The following is a 15,425-nucleotide window of genomic DNA, read 5'->3' as shown; positions in this document are numbered from 1 at the left end:
GGAGTTCATGTGCAAGCCTTGGCGCGTCGCTTGTATGGTTCGTGGCACGTCAACCGGCATCCGCGAGAGCGAGAAGAGGCACGGGCATGGACCGCCAGAACATCGGCAGCGCGCAGCCGGGGAGGCTGCGGGTCGAGGTCCGCACCGTGGGGGCGACCGAGATCCTCACCCCGGTGGGTGAGCTCGATCACCACACGGCCGACGTGTTGCGTACGCCACTCGACCACGCGCTCGACGCCGGCCGGTCACGGCTCGTCGTCGACTGCTCGCGCCTCGACTTCTGCGACTCCACCGGACTCAACGTGCTCCTCGGAGCACGGCTGAAGGCCGACGCCGCAGGGGGTGGGGTCCATCTGGCGGGGATGCGGCCGGTGGTGGCCCGGGTCTTCGAGATCACCGGTGCGGACGTCGTCTTCACCGTGCACGACTCGCTCGCGGCGGCACTGTCCGACTGAGCGACGGGTGTCGTCAGGAAAAGACCGGGCAGGAGAGCCCCGGTTTCGTCCGTTGTCTGGTGAATCGGTTGATTCCGTTGAGTCGGTTGAATCGGTGAGGTGAAGCGCTGATGGACACTGCTGCCGGTGGCAGGGAGATCGAGGAGTCGGTGGACCCCGTCGTGGGCGCCGTCGATCTCGACGTGCGTACGCTCGCGCTCGGCGCCACCAGCGGCACCGTTCCGCTCGCCCGCGATTTCACGAGGACGGCGCTCTACGACTGGGGCTGGCTGCCGGCCGCCACCGCCGACGCCAGGGCCGCCGCCGAGGACGTCCTGCTGGTCGTCTCCGAGCTGGTCACCAACGCCTGTCTGCACGCCGAGGGCCCCGAGGTGCTGCGCGTGCTGAGGCGGGCCAAGGTGCTGCGGCTCGAGGTCGCCGACCGTGGCGCGGGGCAGCCCGCGCCACGCACCCCGCACCGGGCCGGGCGGCCCGGCGGGCACGGCATGTTCATCGTTCAGCGGCTCTGCCTGGACTGGGGGATCGAGCGCCGGCCCGGCTCCCCCGGAAAGACGGTCTGGGCCGAACTGGCGGCTCCCGCCTAGTGCGTCCGTACGACGCCCGTGGCGCGCCCGGTGACGGGCGCGCACTTCGGTCCTCCCTTTGTCTTCCCTCTACAACGCCCCAGGCGTACCTTGACGCCCAATCTGATAAGCCGTCAGTAACTTCGCGGTGAGGGGTGCTTGAGGTGCCGTACCGGAGGAGAACAGCTTTCGCGCTGGCAGCGGCGGCGGCGGGCTCGGCGGTGCTGGCCTCCGCCCCCGCCGCGCAGGCCGCCGTCGTCGACGTGAACTACGCCTGCGAGACGAAGATCGGGCCCAAGGGCGCGGTCTCGCCCGTCGACATCAAGGCCGTCAAGAGCGGCAGCGGCTACACGATCACCATGTCCTTCGAGAAGGGCGTCTCCGACAGCCCCATCGAACTGCCCAAGGGTGTGATGACGCCGCGCGCCGAGCTGAAGCTCGGCGGCGCGGACTCGGGCACGATCAAGGTCAAGGGCACGCCGAACACGGCGGCCATCCCGCCCAACACCCCCATCAAGATCGGGCAGTTGACGGGCACGTACACGCCGAAGAAGAGCGGCAAGGTCACCTTCACCGCAGGGGTGCTCACCGTCCACGCCCTCGGCATGGACGCGGCGGTCTGCACCCCGAAGAACAACCCCGCGCCGTCGCTCGAGCTCGATGTGACGGCAGCCGGCGGCGGCTCTTCCGGGGAGACGCAGTCCACGAACGGCGGCGAGCTGCCGAAGACCGGGCCGCTCGACTCCGCGACGGCGCTCGCCACCCTGGGCGGCACGGTGCTGCTGACCGGTGCGGCCGGCGTGCTCTGGCTCACGCGGCGCACGGCACGCTGATGCGGGGGGCGTGGGCCGGTACGGCGACCGCGGCCGCCGCGCTGCTCGGGGCGGTGGCGGCGGCGCCCGCGCCGCCGGGATGGACGGCGGGCGCGGCCGAAGGGCGGCCGTACGTCTATCTGGAGGGCACGGCCGGCAGCGTCCTGGAGGACACCCTCTCCGTGACCAACCCGGGCCCGAAGCCGCTCACGGTACGGCTGAGCGGGCAGGGCACCCCGCTCGCCTTCGCCGCGCGGACGGTGACCGTACCGGCGCGGACCCGGGCGGACGTGCCGTTCGCCGTCACCGTCACGGCCGACACCACCCCCGGCGAGCACCGGGGAACGGTGAGCGCGGAGGCGGGCGGGCGCGAGGTGCGGGTGCCGGTGCATCTGCGGGTCGGCGGGCCGAGCCTGGCCGCGCTCACCGTCGAGAACGTACGCCTCGACGGCGCGGGCACCGTGCGCTACACCCTCGTCAACCGCGGCAACACGGTGCTCGCCCCGAGCCTTTCCCTCCGCGCCGACGGCCTCTACGGCACCGTCCTCGACCGCCCCTCCAGGGCCCTTCCGCTCACCCTCGGCCCCGGCGAACGCATCACCCGCAGCGAACCCTGGCCCGACCCGCCCGCGTTCGACTCGATCACGCTCCATGTGCGAGCCACCGCCCCGGGTGCCCCGGCGGCGACAGCCCGTGCCGAGCGGGTCTTCGTCTCCGGGGGCGCGATCGCCGGCGGAGCGTGCGCCCTGCTCGCGGCGGCCGGCGCGGCCGCCCTCGCGGCCCGAAGACGCCGCGACCGGGCCGGCCGGGCAGACCGGGTCGGCCGGACCACGGCAGGTCCCGGATTCCCCGTGGAGGAACCCCAGTTGGTGGACGCGACGGCAGGAGCGGACCGATGAGTACGAGCGGTGCGGAGCGGCTGGACGGGAGCGCTCTGTTCGCGGCGGAGGCCGGGGTGGCGCGTGCGCGCGCCGCGTTCGGCCCCGGTCGCGGCGTGCGTCCTCGGGCGGTGGCGGTCGTGGGGCTGGTCCTCGCCACGCTCGCGCTCGCTCTGCTGCCCGCCGCCCGGGCGTCCGCCGCGCCCGGGCCCACCGTCGCCCTGTCGCAGACCGAGGGCGGCAAGGGCGGCGAGATCACCGTGAGCGGCACCGGCTGGAAGCCGGGCGCGCTGCTCATGCTGCTGATGTGCGGGCAGTCCGCACCCGGCAAGGGTGTCATCGGTGGCACCAACTCCTGCGCCAACACCCTCGGCCGGGCCGCCACCGTCGACGCCAAGGGCGCCTTCAGCCAGAAGATGCCGGTGGCCGAGCCGCCCAAGCCCTGCCCGTGCGTCGTGCACGTGGCCGGGGTCACCGGTCAACAGGACGTCGTGGACGTCGCCTTCACCGTCGCCGGCCATCCGACGGCCCCGCTGCCCGAGGCCACCGGCGACGGCAGGCTCGCCGTCCTCGCCTCCGTACGCCTCGAAGGCTCCAGCGGGGTCCTGGTCTGGTTCGGCGCACCCGCCCGGCGCGAGATCGTCTTCACCGTCGGCAACCTCGGCCAGGCACCCGTCAAGGACCCGGTCTTCCAGGTCGGCACCGCCCATGGCGTCTTCTCGCCGCAGTACGAGGAACGGCAGTGGCGCGGCACGATCGAGCCCGGCAGAAAGGCCCAGATCAAGCTGCCCGTCGAGCTGTCGGCGGGCGCGCACGGCGACTACGAGGTGTCGGTGAAGTACGCCGGCAAGGTCCTGGTCGACCAGCCGTGGGGGGTCGGCAGGCCCTGGGGCGTGTCGCTGTTCTGGCTGCTGCTCGCCGTGGTCGTCCCGGCCGCGCTCTTCCGGATCGGCATGGCGGTCGTGGACCGCGTCCGGCCGGGCGGCGCCGCCGGGTCCCGCGCCGGGCACCGCCGGCGCCGCGCCCTTGTACGTACACCCGAAAACGGCCCCGCCCCCGAGCGGGGCGAACCCACCAGCACGACCACGGTCCTGCCGTGGTTCACCCCGGACTCCGCACCGTCCGCACCGTCAGAGATCAGCCCGACGACGAAGGGACATCAGTGAGCACGCAACGGAGGATGAGCGCGGCGGGAGTCGCGCTGATGCTCGGCGGCGCGGGGATCATGCTGGCCGCCAGCCCCGCTCAGGCCGCCGAGGTCGCGTACAAGACCGAGTGCATTCCGCCGTCCATCTCCGGCCTCCCGCCGGTACAGGGCACCACGAAGGTGCAGATCACCGCACCGGCGGAGGCGAAGGTCGGCGACGAGGTCGAGGTCGTCTGGAAGACGGTCGAGGCCGCGTCCAAGAACCCCGACATCCTCGACCTGGAGAAGGACACGGTGAAGCCGACCGGTGTCGTCAAGGTCGGCGGAGCGGCGAGCGGCACGCTGAACATGGAGGGACCGCGGCAGAACCCGCCGATCCCGAAGAACAGCCCGATGGTGCTGCCGGACATGAAGGGCAAGTTGAAGCTGGAGAAGGCGGGCGAGATCACGCTGACGCCGGACAAGTACAACATCAACGTCTCGAAGCCGATGTCGACGGACACGAAGTGTTCGCCGAAGGAGACGGTGGCGGTCGGGGCGACGATCAAGGTGACGGACGGAGGCGGCAGCTCCTCGGGCGGCACCACGTCCGGTGGCACGACGTCGGGTGGCACGACGTCGGGTGGCACCACCTCAGGAGGCAGCACCTCCGGCGGAAGCAGCACCTCAGGAGGCACCTCCGGAGGCGGCGGCGGGCAGACCGACTTCACGGGCAAGGAGGTCTCGGTCCAGTTCTCCTGCCAGTCGCCCGGACCGGCGAACATCACCTCCAAGGTGACCATCAACGCCAAGAAGAACGGCGGCAGCTACGACCTCACGGTCAAGACCGCCAAGGGCGTCATGGACAGCCCCGCCCCGCTTCCCGCCGGAGCCCTCAAGCCCTCCATGGCGGTCAAGCTCGGCGGTGCGGACAGCGGCACGGTCAAGGTCGACGGCCCCGCGAACGCCGCCCCGCTGGAGCAGGGCAAGCCGGTCGACCTGCCGGACATGAAGGGCACGTACAAGCCCGGCGCGAGCGGCAAGGCCACGCTCAGCCCCGGCACCCTGACCATCAACGTCTCGCTCGGCGGCTCGCCGATCGTGATCCCCTGTCAGGTCAAGGGCGCCGTCCAGGCCTCGCTGGAGCTCGACACCACCAAGCAGGAGGGCGGCGCATCGGGCGGCGGTGACGCGGCGTCCGGCGGCGGCTCCGGCTCGGCCGGCTCCGGCGGCGGCCTCGCCGAGACGGGCGCCGAGGACGACGGCGCCCTGCGCGCCCTCGCCCTGGTTGCGGGCACGGTGATCCTGCTCGGCGGCGCGGTGTTCACGTTCACACCGTGGGCGCGGCTGCGGCGCTGACGCGGCGAGGCGATGCTAGCGCCCGCGAGCACGTGATGACCTGGACGCTCTACGGCCCCTGGGTCGGTCCGGGCCAGAAGTCCAACGTCCGGTGCGGTACGAAGAACTTCCTCCGCGGCTTCAGCGCGCAGACGAAGTAGCGCGGGAACTCCGCCCATGACATGGGTCTGGCCCGGTACGCGGAACGCGTACCGGGCCAGACCCATGGTGCTGTGAACGGGCGTCAGCTCACGTCGCCCATGAGGGCGCGGATCTTCTTGCCCGCCGTCATGAACGCGAGGCCCGCGGCGACCGCGATGACCGCCCACAGGGAGTAGTACATGGCGTCGCCCAGCGGCTCGTTGAGCTTGGTGGTCCAGCCGTTCAGGGCGTTGCCCGTCGCGGTCGCCAGGAACCACAGGCCCATGATCTGGCCGACGAACTGCTTCGGGGCCAGCTTCGTCGACAGCGACAGGCCGACCGGCGAGAGGCACATCTCGCCGATGGTCTGGACGAGGTAGACGCTCAGCAGCCAGAAGACGGTGACCTTGCCGGTCTCGCTGTTGGCCGCGGCGGCACCCGCGAGACCCATGATGGCGAACGAGCCACCGATGAGGAGCATCGCCAGGGCGAACTTCATCGGGGCGCTGGGCTCACGGTTGCGCTTGGCGAGCTTGACCCACAGCGCGGCGAAGACCGGTGCGAGGACGATGACCATCGCCGGGTTCACCGACTGGTACCAGGAGGCCGGGAACTCCCAGCCGCCGATCAGACGGTCGGTCTTGTTGTCCGCGAAGAGCGTGAGGAGCGAGCCCGACTGGTCGTAGATCATCCAGAACAGCACGGCGGTGGCGAAGAACCAGGCGAAGGCCTTGATCTTGGGCTTGTCCGCGGCGCTGAGGGCCGGGTTCCGGTACATCGCGAGGAAGTACACGATCGGTACGACGATGCCGAGGATCGCGAGGACGTTCACGACGTGCTCGATGTCGTACGTGCCGAGCACGATGTCGACCAGAAGGGCGCCGACGGCCAGTCCGCCCCACAGCAGGACCTTGCGCAGGGCGCTGCGCTTCTCCTCGGGCGTCGCCGGGGTGCCCGGGTTCTTGCCCACGTCACCGAGGTGGCGGGAGCCGACGACGTACTGCGCGACGGCGAGGGTCATGCCGAGACCGGCGACGGCGAAGCCGAGGTGCCAGTTGACGTTCTCACCCAGGTAGCCGACGACCAGCGGAGCGGCCATGCCGCCGATGTTGATCGCCATGTAGAAGAGCGTGAAGCCGGCGTCACGGCGGGCGCTCGGCTGGCCCTCGTAGAGGCCGCCGACCATGGCCGAGATGTTCGGCTTCAGCAGACCCGTGCCGGCCGCGATGAGCGCGAGGCCGACGAAGAACGCCGTGTCCGAGGGGATCGCCAGGGTGAAGTGGCCCAGGGCGATGACGATGCCGCCGACGAGGACGGCCTTGCGCGCGCCCCAGAGTCGGTCGGCCACCCAGCCGCCGGGCATCGCGGCCATGTAGACGACCGCGTTGTACACGCCGTAGATGGAGGCGGCCAGCGCCTCACGGCCCTCCAGGGGGCCGTCGAGTACACCCGCGACCAGGTAGAGGACGAGGATGCCGCGCATTCCGTACCAGGAGAAGCGCTCCCACATCTCGGTCATGAAGAGAGTGGCCAGGCCGCGGGGGTGGCCGAAGAAGGTCTTCTCCTCGGAACCAGGGGTTCCGGCGGAATCCTTCGTCAGGCTGGACGCCATGTCGATCCTTGCTCTGTCGGGACGCGCGCCTTGTGAGCGTGGTGCGCCCGGTGGGGGAGGCCGGCACCGGCGGGGAGTGGTCGCACCCCGCCGGGATCCACGCCCTGACGCCGCATCGCGTCTCAGGACCCGGCCCACAGGTCGTTCACTGTCATCGAGGTTGCCGGAGCCGACCTCACGCAGAAAGAGGACCTCTGTCGCACGAAGCGATCCAAAGGTCCCCGATTACCGCAACTGATGCCTCGCCACCATACGACACGACAGTGCCGGATATGGAAGGACTTGAGAGATGGATCACAGGTGATCTAGGAACCAACAACCCTCATTCAAAGGTCATGTGCAGGTTACCCACCTTGATCCGCAGGAGCGGTCGCGGCCCTGTGGATCACGCCTCGGGGCGTCCGCCCTGCGGACTACCATCACCCCATGACCCGTGTACTGCTCGCCGAGGACGACGCATCCATCTCGGAACCGCTGGCCCGTGCGCTGCGGAGAGAGGGATACGAGGTCGAGGTGCGGGAGGACGGACCCACCGCCCTCGACGCCGGACTCCAGGGCGGAGTCGATCTCGTCGTGCTCGACCTCGGACTGCCCGGCATGGACGGCCTGGAGGTCGCCCGGCGGCTGCGCGCCGAGGGCCACACGGTTCCGATCCTGGTGCTGACCGCCCGCGCCGACGAGGTCGACACCGTCGTCGGGCTGGACGCGGGCGCCGACGACTACGTCACCAAGCCGTTCCGCCTCGCCGAGCTCCTCGCCCGTGTCCGGGCCCTGCTCCGGCGCGGCGCCACCGAGCCGGCCGTCGCGCCCGCGACGCACGGCGTCCGGATCGACGTCGAGTCGCACCGTGCCTGGATGGGCGACGAGGAGCTCCAGCTCACGGCGAAGGAGTTCGACCTGCTCCGGGTCCTCGTCCGGGACGCCGGCCGGGTCGTCACCCGCGACCAGCTGATGCGTGAGGTCTGGGACACCACCTGGTGGTCGTCGACCAAGACGCTCGACATGCACATCTCCTGGCTCCGCAAGAAGCTCGGCGACGACGCGGCGAACCCCCGCTACATCGCCACGGTCCGAGGCGTCGGCTTCCGCTTCGAGAAGAGCTAGCCCGGAAGGGGCCCTGCCCCGGCGGGGCGTGCGGCTCCGGCAGGAGTTTGAGCGCTCCGGCGGGAGCGCCGGGGCTTCTCCGGCATGAGCCTGCTTCCCCGGCAGGGAGCCCTGGCTTCCCCGGGGCCTGCGCGCTCCGGCAGGCGCCGGACCTCTCCGATGGAAGCGCCTGCGCTTCCCCGGCGAAAGTCCGAGCGCTCCCGGAGCCTGCGCGCTCCGACGGGAGTCTGCGCTCTCCCGCACGCGCCTGCGCTTCCCCGCAGGAGCGAGCCGAGAGCCCGCGCGCCGTAGGCTCGGGGGCGTGCCCCACACCCCCGCCCGGAGGACCGCCCCGTGCGTCGCCGTCTGATCAACTCCACGCTCGCCGTCGTCCTCGTCGTCATCGCCGTCTTCGGGGTGTCCCTCGTCATCGTCGAGACGCGGACCATCTCCTCCAGCGCCCAGGAGAGCGTGGACTCCGAGGCCGTGCGCCTGGTCTCCATCGTCGACAGCCGGCTCATCGGCGGGGAGCCCGTCAACCCGGACATCCTCGCCGAGCAGAGCGGCGCCAAGCGGTACGCCCTGATCGAGATCCCCGGCCGCGCCCCCATCGAGATCGGCGCCCGCCCCGAGGGCAGCGTCATCCGCGGTACCGCCGAGGGCGAGCGCGGGGAGACCGTCACCGTCGAGGAGTCCCGCTCCACCATCACCTCCGAAGTGGGCCGCACCCTCCTGATCATCGGCGCCGTGGCCCTGCTGGCCGTCATCGCCGCCGTGCTGCTCGCCGTACGACAGGCCAACCGGCTGACGTCCCCGCTCACCGACCTCGCCGAGACCGCCGAACGCCTCGGCTCGGGCGACCCCCGCCCGCGCCACAAGCGGTACGGCGTGCCCGAGCTGGACCGGGTCGCCGATGTCCTGGACGCCTCCGCCGAGCGGATCGCCCGGATGCTCACCGCCGAGCGCCGGCTCGCCGCGGACGCCTCGCACCAGCTCCGTACACCCCTCACGGCGCTCTCCATGCGCCTGGAGGAGGTCGCCGTCGCCGACGACCTCGACACGGTCAAGGAGGAGGCGACGATCGCGCTCACGCAGGTGGAGCGGCTCACCGACGTCGTGGAGCGGCTGCTGACCAACTCGCGGGACCCCCGTACGGGCTCCGCCATCGCCTTCGACCTCGACGAGGTCATCAAGCAGCAGATCGAGGAGTGGCGCCCCGCCTACCGAAGCGCGGGCCGGGCCATCGTCCATTCGGGCAAGCAGGGGATGCGCGCGGTGGGCACTCCCGGGGCCGTGGCCCAGGTGCTCGCCGCGCTGATCGAGAACTCGCTCATGCACGGCGGTGGCACTGTCGCCCTGCGCACCCGGGTCACCGGCAACCAGTCCGTGATCGAGGTCACCGACGAGGGCCCGGGCGTCCCCGCCGATCTCGGCGCGCGGATCTTCGAGCGGACCATCAGCGGCCGTAACTCCACCGGCATCGGACTCGCCGTCGCCCGGGACCTCGCGGAGGCGGACGGAGGCCGGCTCGAGCTGCTCCAGCAGCAGCCTCCGGTGTTCGCGCTCTTCCTGGGCCGCGAGGTCAGGAGCCGCCGGGACCAGGACCGTCCGGTCCGCTAGGCGAACGGGGCGCTCCCGAGGGCGTCAGAGGGCGCCGTAGGGACCGGAGGGCGTCCGAGGGACGTCGGAGAGGCGTCCGAGCGACGTCAGGGGGCCCCTGAGGGGCCGTTCGAGCGGGCCGGTGGCAAAGAGCCCTACAGCACCCGGTCCGGCTGCTTCCTCGGCGTCTGCTGCGGCGGCGCCTGCTCCAGGAACGATTCGGCGGTCTGGACCGCCTCCCGCGCCGGCAGCGTCCGGAACACCCAGGTCCGGTACGACCAGAACCGGAACAGCGTCGCCACGCCGATCCCAAGGAATTTGAAGACGTTGCTCTGAAGGGGGGTGTCCCAGCCGAATCCGTACGTCGCCGCGTACAGGATGCCGTTCTGGATCACCAGGCCGGCGACGCTGAACAGCAGGAAGAGCGTCAGCTCCTTCGTCCGGCTGCTCTTGTCGCGGTCCCGGTAGGTGAAGTACCGGAAGCCCAGGTAGTTGAAGCCGATCGCGACGACGGTGGCGATGATGCTCGCCCGTACGACGGGGACCTCCGTGAGATGGCGTACGAGGTTGAAGACCCCGAGGTCCACCAGGAGGCCGACACCGCCGACGGCACCGAACTTCGCGAACTCACGCGTGAGCCGGTCAAGCCGCACACGCAGTGCGCTGGGTTCACTCATGGTGATTGCTCAGCCCCGTCCGTTCGGTTTCGTCGTCCCAGCCATGCTAACCAGAGCGTCTGGCACCTGCCTGGGGACATTGCAAACCACGGAGAAACCCCGGCGGGCTGTCGTAAAGCACAGGCGGGGAAGGGTTCCCGCATGGTGCGGATACCCTAAGAGGGTGACGTTCCCGGTAGTCGGCATGGTCGGTGGCGGTCAGCTCGCCCGTATGACCCACGAGGCGGGTATCCCCCTCGGCATCAAGTTCAAGCTGCTCAGTGACACCCCGCAGGACTCGGCGGCCCAGGTGGTGAGCGAGGTCGTCATCGGCGACTATCGCGACCTGGCTACGCTGCGTGACTTCGCGCGCGGCTGTGACGTGATCACCTTCGATCACGAGCACGTCCCCGCGGAGCATCTGCGAGCCCTGGAGGAGGACGGCATCGTCGTCCGTCCCGGGCTCGCCGCGCTGGTGCACGCCCAGGACAAGGGGGTGATGCGCGCGAAGCTCGACGAGATCGGCGCGCCGAGCCCCCGCCACCGCATCGTCGCCGATCCGGCGGACGCGGCGGCCTTCGCGGCGGAGGTGGGCGGCTTCCCGATCATCCTCAAGACCGTGAGCGGTGGCTACGACGGAAAGGGCGTCTGGTTCGTCCGTTCGGAGGCCGACGCGCGGGACCCGTTCCTCGCGGGCGTCCGGGTGCTCGCCGAGGAGAAGGTCGACTTCGCGCGCGAGCTCGCCGCGAACATCGTCCGCTCCCCGCACGGCCAGGCCGTCGCCTACCCGGTCGTCGAGTCCCAGCAGGTCGACGGCGTCTGCGACACGGTGATCGCGCCCGCGCCGAACCTGTCGGCCGAGCTGGCCGGCCAGGCGCAGGAGCTGGCGCTGCGGATCGCCAAGGAGCTCGACGTCGTCGGCCATCTGGCCGTGGAGCTCTTCGAGACCACCGACGGGCGGATCCTCGTCAACGAACTCGCCATGCGTCCCCACAACTCCGGCCACTGGACCCAGGACGGCGCGATCACCTCGCAGTTCGCCAACCACGTCCGGGCCGTCCTCGACCTGCCGCTGGGCGATCCGCGCCCGCGCGCCACGTGGACGGTCATGTGCAATGTGCTGGGCGGGGACTACCCGGACATGTACTACGCCTATCTGCACTGCATGGCCCGGGACCCGCAGCTCAAGATCCACATGTATGGCAAGGACGTGAAGCCCGGCCGCAAGGTGGGGCACGTCAACACCTACGGCGACGACCTGGACGACGTGCTGGAGCGCGCCCGTCACGCCGCCGGCTATCTGCGAGGAACGATCACCGAATGAGCCCTGTGAGCCCCGTCGTAGGCATCGTCATGGGATCCGACTCCGACTGGCCCGTCATGGAGGCCGCGGCGCAGGCCCTGGACGAGTTCGAGATCGCGTACGAGGTCGACGTCGTCTCCGCGCACCGGATGCCGCGCGAGATGGTCGCGTACGGCGAGGAGGCCGCCGACCGCGGTCTGAAGGCGATCATCGCGGGCGCCGGCGGCGCCGCCCATCTGCCGGGAATGCTCGCCTCGGTGACCCCGCTCCCGGTCATCGGCGTGCCGGTCCCGCTGAAGTACCTCGACGGCATGGACTCGCTCCTCTCCATCGTGCAGATGCCGGCCGGTGTGCCGGTGGCCACGGTCTCCGTCGGCGGGGCACGCAACGCCGGTCTGCTCGCGGCCCGGATCCTCGCCACGCAGGACGCCGAACTGCTGGTCCGGATGCGGGAGTTCCAGCAGGAGCTGAACGACCAGGCGACCGAGAAGGGCAAGCGGCTGCGGGCCAAGGTCGAGGGCTCGGAGTCGTTCGGCTTCGCCAAGTGAGCCGCCCGGCGAACGCGGCCGACCGGCTGGCGGAGGCGATGGAGCTGCTGGCCTCCGCACCTGTCGTCGACGGTCACAACGACCTGCCGTGGGCGCTGCGCAAGCACGCGGGCTACGACCTGGACCGGCTCGACATCGCGGCCGACCAGACCGGCGCGCTCCACACCGACCTGGCCCGGCTGCGGGCCGGCGGGGTCGGCGCCCAGTTCTGGTCGGTGTACGTGTCGTGCGAGCTGACCGGTGACGACGCGGTCAGCGCCACCCTGGAGCAGATCGACATCGTCGACCAGCTGCTCGACCGGTACGCCGCGGATCTCGCCCCCGCCCTGACCGCGGACGACATGGAGTCGGCGCGGAAGGAGGGCCGTATCGCCTCCCTGAAGGGCGCCGAGGGCGGCCACTCCGTCAACAACTCCCTCGCCACGCTGCGCGCGTTGCACACCCTGGGCGTGCGCTACATGACGCTCACCCACAACGACAACACCGCGTGGGCGGACTCGGCGACGGACGAGCCGGGCGTCGGCGGTCTCTCCCCCTTCGGCCACGAGGTCGTCCGGGAGATGAACCGGGTCGGGATGCTCGTCGACCTCTCGCACGTCGCCGCGACGACGATGCGGGACGCGCTGGCCACCGCCGTCGCGCCGGTGATCTTCTCGCACTCCTCCTCGCGCGCGGTCTGCGACCACCCGCGGAACATCCCCGACGACGTGCTGGCGCAGCTGCCCGCGAACGGGGGAGTGGCGATGGCGACGTTCGTGCCGAAGTTCATCCTCCCCGCGGCCGTGGAGTGGACGGCCCGGGCCGACGAGAACATGCGGGCGCACGGACTGCACCACCTCGACACGACGCCGGCGGCGATGAAGATCCACCGGGCGTTCGAGGTGGAGAACCCGCGCCCGATCGCCACCGCGGCGACCGTCGCCGACCACCTCGACCACATGCGCGAGGTCGCCGGCATCGACCATATCGGCATCGGCGGCGACTACGACGGTACGGCGTTCACCCCGGCCGGCCTCGACGATGTCGCGGGCTATCCGAACCTGATCGCGGAGCTGTTGGCCCGCGGCTGGTCGCATGCCGACCTCGCCAAGCTGACCTGGTCCAACGCGGTCCGCGCGCTGCGGGACGCGGAGGCGGTCTCGCGCGAGCTGCGGGAGACCCGGACGCCGTCCAACGCGACGATCGACTCGCTTGATTCCCCGTCCTCCTGACGGAGCATCATCGAAGGCCCCGCTTCGGCGGGGCCTTTCGCGCGTCCCGGGCGGCGGTCACCCGTACGGAGCATTCCGCCGCGCCGTGGACCCGGCGAGCGGTTACGCACCGATCTTCGCCGAGCTCCTCCGCCGCGGCCCGGCCAGCGCCGGACCTGGTCGCCCTGGCCCACACCGACGCGACCAGGGCGCTGCGCGAGACCGAGTTCCTCTCCTGCACCGCGCGCCTGCACCGCGCGCCTGCACCGCGCGCCTGCACCGCGCGCCCGCACCGCGCGGCCTGACACGACGGTGCCCCGCCACCCCGGTCGACGGGGGAGGCGGGGCACCTTGGGGTCGGGGGCACCGCGCGTATCTGTCCCGGGCCCGCGGTCGGCTGGCTCCGGCGCACGCTCTCAGGCGCGCGGGCGTCGGCGCAGGTTCTCAGGCGCGCGGGCGGCCCATCGCGCGGTACGTCCAGCCCGCCTCGCGCCAGCGCGTCGCGTCCAGTGCGTTGCGGCCGTCCAGGATCACCCGCGAGGTCACTGCCGCCCCCAGCTCCGCCGGGTCGAGCTCGTCGCGGAACTCGCGCCACTCCGTCAGGTGCAGCACCACATCCGCCCCGCGCACGGCGGCCAGGGCCGTGTCCGCGTACCCCAGCGTCGGGAAGAGGCGGCGAGCGTTCTCGATGCCCTTGGGGTCGTAGACCGTGACCTGTCCGCCCTGGAGGTGGATCTGTCCGGCCACGTTCAGCGCGGGCGAGTCACGGACGTCGTCGGAGTCCGGCTTGAACGTGGCGCCGAGCACCGCCACCCGCTTGCCCAGGAACGAACCGCCGCCCAGCGCCTCACGTGCCATCTCGACCATCTGGCCGCGCCGCCGCATGTTGATCGAGTCGATCTCCCGCAGGAACGTCAGCGCCTGGTCCGCGCCCAGCTCGCCCGCTCGCGCCATGAAGGCGCGGATGTCCTTCGGCAGACAGCCACCGCCGAAGCCGATCCCGGCCCGCAGGAACTTGGACCCGATCCGCTCGTCGTAGCCGATCGCCTCGGCAAGCTTCGCGACGTCACCGCCGGCGGCCTCGCACACTTCGGCCATCGCGTTGATGAAGGAGATCTTGGTGGCGAGGAAGGAGTTCGCAGCGGTCTTCACCAGCTCCGCCGTCGGGAAGTCCGTCACCACGAACGGCGAGCCCTCCGCGACCGGCCCGGCGTACACCTCGCGCAGCTGCTTCTCCGCCCGCTCGCCGCGCACACCGACGACGATCCGGTCCGGGTGCAGGGTGTCCTTGACGGCGAAGCCCTCCCGGAGGAACTCCGGGTTCCAGGCCAGCTCGACGCCCTCCGGCAGCAGCGCCGCGAGCCGCTCGGCCGAGCCGACCGGCACGGTCGACTTGCCGACGACGAGCGCGCCGTCCTGCACCACGCCCGCGAGCGAGGTGAACGCGGCGTCGACGTAGCTCATGTCACACGCGTACTCGCCGTGCTTCTGCGGAGTGTTCACGCAGACGAAGTGGACGTCACCGAAGGCGCCGACCTCCTCCCAGGAGGTGGTGAAGCGCAGTCGGTCCGTCGACCCCTCGATCCCGGCGACGTGACGGGCCAGCAGCTCCTCGAGACCCGGCTCGTACATCGGTACGCGCCCGGTGGCCAGCAGCTCGATCTTCTCGGGCACGACGTCGAGGCCGAGCACTTCGAACCCGAGTTCCGCCATGGCCGCTGCGTGCGTGGCGCCGAGGTAGCCGGTGCCGATCACGGTGATCTTGAGGGCCATACGGGACTCCAGTGACGTCGGGCGGAATGCCTGCCCGAGCATAGTCGGGCCTCGGTCCTGCCTCGGCCGGGCCTTGGTCCGGTGCCCCGTGACGCCCTACCCTTTGAGTTACTTAACGGTAGTTAGCAAAGAGTGGGAGCGAATGAGCATGGCGGGTTCTGCTGATTTCGACCTGTATCGCCCGTCCGAGGAGCACGAGATGCTCCGGGAGACGGTCCGCGCGCTGGCGGAGGCGAAGATCACGCCGTTCGCTGCGGCGGTCGACGAGGAGGGCCGGTTCCCCCAGGAGGCGCTGGACGCGCTGGTGGCGGCCGACCTGCAGGCCGTGCACGTGCCGGAGGCGTACGG

General features: G+C 71.2%; 15 protein-coding genes. 12 read left to right on the top strand and 3 right to left on the bottom strand.

Annotated features, from left to right (window positions below; genetic code table 11):
• Nucleotides 1–86 precede the first annotated feature (86 nt).
• The 6 genes from ACZ561_RS38590 (at nt 87) to ACZ561_RS38565 (ending at nt 5,193) form a co-directional block, all read left to right on the top strand.
• Nucleotides 87–455: an STAS domain-containing protein gene (locus ACZ561_RS38590; RefSeq protein WP_329119816.1), complete on the top strand. Its 369-nt coding sequence runs from the start codon at nt 87–89 to the stop codon at nt 453–455.
• Between the two features lie 110 nt (nt 456–565).
• Nucleotides 566–1,039: an ATP-binding protein gene (locus tag ACZ561_RS38585; RefSeq protein ID WP_376445285.1), complete on the top strand. Its 474-nt coding sequence runs from the start codon at nt 566–568 to the stop codon at nt 1,037–1,039.
• Between the two features lie 143 nt (nt 1,040–1,182).
• A complete protein-coding gene (locus tag ACZ561_RS38580; protein WP_471004584.1) occupies nt 1,183–1,851 on the top strand; it encodes a peptidase in 669 nt (222 codons plus the stop codon).
• Complete coding sequence (locus ACZ561_RS38575; RefSeq protein ID WP_471004582.1) at nt 1,851–2,729, top strand: COG1470 family protein; 879 nt, start codon at nt 1,851–1,853, stop codon at nt 2,727–2,729. The genes ACZ561_RS38580 and ACZ561_RS38575 overlap by 1 nt, the downstream gene beginning before the upstream one ends.
• Entirely contained in the window at nt 2,726–3,874 is a 1,149-nt protein-coding gene (locus ACZ561_RS38570; RefSeq protein WP_471004580.1) for a hypothetical protein, read from the top strand. Before ACZ561_RS38575 ends, ACZ561_RS38570 begins: the two co-directional genes overlap by 4 nt.
• A 14-nt stretch (nt 3,875–3,888) precedes the next feature.
• Nucleotides 3,889–5,193 carry a hypothetical protein gene (locus ACZ561_RS38565; RefSeq protein ID WP_471004578.1) on the top strand — a complete coding sequence of 435 codons (1,305 nt, stop codon included), beginning with the start codon at nt 3,889–3,891 and terminating at the stop codon, nt 5,191–5,193.
• A 223-nt stretch (nt 5,194–5,416) separates the two neighbouring features.
• Here the strand turns inward: ACZ561_RS38565 and ACZ561_RS38560 are convergent, their stop codons facing one another.
• Nucleotides 5,417–6,925 (bottom strand): peptide MFS transporter, encoded by a 1,509-nt coding sequence (locus ACZ561_RS38560; protein ID WP_471004576.1) that lies wholly within the window; start codon nt 6,923–6,925, stop codon nt 5,417–5,419.
• A 426-nt stretch (nt 6,926–7,351) separates the two neighbouring features.
• Here ACZ561_RS38560 and ACZ561_RS38555 point away from each other — a divergent pair, with 426 nt between their 5' ends.
• Together ACZ561_RS38555 and ACZ561_RS38550 are read left to right on the top strand one after the other, a co-directional pair.
• Complete coding sequence (locus ACZ561_RS38555; protein WP_376446148.1) at nt 7,352–8,029, top strand: response regulator transcription factor; 678 nt, start codon at nt 7,352–7,354, stop codon at nt 8,027–8,029.
• A 333-nt stretch (nt 8,030–8,362) separates the two neighbouring features.
• Nucleotides 8,363–9,628: an ATP-binding protein gene (locus ACZ561_RS38550; protein WP_471004574.1), complete on the top strand. Its 1,266-nt coding sequence runs from the start codon at nt 8,363–8,365 to the stop codon at nt 9,626–9,628.
• Nucleotides 9,629–9,762: 134 nt separating this feature from the next.
• Here the strand turns inward: ACZ561_RS38550 and ACZ561_RS38545 are convergent, their stop codons facing one another.
• Nucleotides 9,763–10,284: a GtrA family protein gene (locus ACZ561_RS38545; protein WP_471004572.1), complete on the bottom strand. Its 522-nt coding sequence runs from the start codon at nt 10,282–10,284 to the stop codon at nt 9,763–9,765.
• Nucleotides 10,285–10,468: 184 nt separating this feature from the next.
• On the opposite strand from ACZ561_RS38545, the gene ACZ561_RS38540 reads away from it, so the two are divergent.
• The 3 genes from ACZ561_RS38540 to ACZ561_RS38530 are packed head-to-tail and all read left to right on the top strand — an operon-like array spanning nt 10,469 to nt 13,325.
• A complete protein-coding gene (locus tag ACZ561_RS38540) occupies nt 10,469–11,587 on the top strand; it encodes a 5-(carboxyamino)imidazole ribonucleotide synthase (RefSeq protein WP_471004691.1) in 1,119 nt (372 codons plus the stop codon).
• Nucleotides 11,584–12,114 (top strand): 5-(carboxyamino)imidazole ribonucleotide mutase, encoded by a 531-nt coding sequence (gene purE, locus ACZ561_RS38535; RefSeq protein WP_471004570.1) that lies wholly within the window; start codon nt 11,584–11,586, stop codon nt 12,112–12,114. The genes ACZ561_RS38540 and purE overlap by 4 nt, the downstream gene beginning before the upstream one ends.
• A 38-nt stretch (nt 12,115–12,152) precedes the next feature.
• Nucleotides 12,153–13,325 carry a dipeptidase gene (locus tag ACZ561_RS38530; protein WP_471004689.1) on the top strand — a complete coding sequence of 391 codons (1,173 nt, stop codon included), beginning with the start codon at nt 12,153–12,155 and terminating at the stop codon, nt 13,323–13,325.
• Between the two features lie 423 nt (nt 13,326–13,748).
• Here ACZ561_RS38530 and ACZ561_RS38525 read toward each other — a convergent pair whose 3' ends face one another.
• Nucleotides 13,749–15,077, bottom strand: coding sequence for a UDP-glucose dehydrogenase family protein (locus tag ACZ561_RS38525; RefSeq protein ID WP_471004568.1), 1,329 nt, complete (start codon nt 15,075–15,077; stop codon nt 13,749–13,751).
• 148 nt (nt 15,078–15,225) lie between these two features.
• Between ACZ561_RS38525 and ACZ561_RS38520 the strand changes: the two genes are divergently transcribed.
• A partial coding sequence (locus ACZ561_RS38520) for an acyl-CoA dehydrogenase family protein (RefSeq protein WP_471004566.1) occupies nt 15,226–15,425 on the top strand: 200 nt, incomplete at its 3' end.

The sequence above is a fragment of the Streptomyces sp. NPDC039609 genome, from assembly GCF_055596705.1.
The sequence above is the reverse complement of the archived record's forward strand: the minus strand, read 5'-3'. Positions and strand labels throughout refer to the sequence as shown.

Excerpts from the sequence above, each read along its gene's own strand:
- ACZ561_RS38585 (WP_376445285.1), top strand. The coding sequence starts at position 566 with ATGGACACTGCTGCCGGTGGCAGGGAGATCGAGGAGTCGGTGGACCCC.
- ACZ561_RS38575 (WP_471004582.1), top strand. The coding sequence starts at position 1,851 with ATGCGGGGGGCGTGGGCCGGTACGGCGACCGCGGCCGCCGCGCTGCTC.
- ACZ561_RS38545 (WP_471004572.1), bottom strand. The coding sequence starts at position 10,284 with ATGAGTGAACCCAGCGCACTGCGTGTGCGGCTTGACCGGCTCACGCGT.
- ACZ561_RS38540 (WP_471004691.1), top strand. The coding sequence starts at position 10,469 with ATGGTCGGTGGCGGTCAGCTCGCCCGTATGACCCACGAGGCGGGTATC.
- ACZ561_RS38590 (WP_329119816.1), top strand. The coding sequence starts at position 87 with ATGGACCGCCAGAACATCGGCAGCGCGCAGCCGGGGAGGCTGCGGGTC.
- purE (WP_471004570.1), top strand. The coding sequence starts at position 11,584 with ATGAGCCCTGTGAGCCCCGTCGTAGGCATCGTCATGGGATCCGACTCC.
- ACZ561_RS38570 (WP_471004580.1), top strand. The coding sequence starts at position 2,726 with ATGAGTACGAGCGGTGCGGAGCGGCTGGACGGGAGCGCTCTGTTCGCG.
- ACZ561_RS38525 (WP_471004568.1), bottom strand. The coding sequence starts at position 15,077 with ATGGCCCTCAAGATCACCGTGATCGGCACCGGCTACCTCGGCGCCACG.
- ACZ561_RS38530 (WP_471004689.1), top strand. The coding sequence starts at position 12,153 with ATGGAGCTGCTGGCCTCCGCACCTGTCGTCGACGGTCACAACGACCTG.
- ACZ561_RS38555 (WP_376446148.1), top strand. The coding sequence starts at position 7,352 with ATGACCCGTGTACTGCTCGCCGAGGACGACGCATCCATCTCGGAACCG.
- ACZ561_RS38560 (WP_471004576.1), bottom strand. The coding sequence starts at position 6,925 with ATGGCGTCCAGCCTGACGAAGGATTCCGCCGGAACCCCTGGTTCCGAG.
- ACZ561_RS38565 (WP_471004578.1), top strand. The coding sequence starts at position 3,889 with ATGAGCGCGGCGGGAGTCGCGCTGATGCTCGGCGGCGCGGGGATCATG.